Source organism: Staphylococcus sp. HMSC069D12 (assembly GCF_001810405.1).
GTDB lineage: Bacteria > Bacillota > Bacilli > Staphylococcales > Staphylococcaceae > Staphylococcus > Staphylococcus haemolyticus.
The window spans coordinates 1-399 of record NZ_KV801103.1 but is presented as its reverse complement, the minus strand read 5'-3'; the positions used below and the strand labels follow the sequence as shown (position 1 = coordinate 399).

Annotated in this window: 1 protein-coding gene; it reads right to left on the bottom strand. The window is 27.1% G+C overall.

Features of this window, described 5'->3' with window-relative positions:
- Positions 1-356: transposase family protein (locus HMPREF2737_RS04625; RefSeq protein WP_176744060.1), on the bottom strand; the 356-nt coding region annotated here is incomplete at its 3' end.
- Positions 357-399 lie beyond the last annotated feature (43 nt).

The window sequence follows — 399 nt, the reverse complement described above, 5'->3', positions numbered from 1 at the left end:
TCTAAAACTGCAAGTTTTGTTTTATTAGAAATAAAACAATGAGCGTCGACAATATTAGATTTAGCAGTAAAATGACTGTCACATGATTTACAATAAAATCTTTGTTTTTGAAGTTCTAAATAAGCGGGCATTTCCATAATTTTAAGTAAAGTAATCGTTGAGGTTTTCTTACCATTTTTTACTATTGAGAAATTTTCATTTTTAGTTGAACAATTTTCACAATGTGTAGGTTGATAAGTGAGCTCGGCATAGTAAAATAAGCTCATTCGTCCTTTATGTTTTTTCTCAATCACTTCATCTGAAAAATTTAGATTTTTATCTTTAATTCTTAATGTATTTAATATAGACTTACACATAGGCGCATTACCTTTCTTTTTTATTTTGTTTGGTAGCTAATAA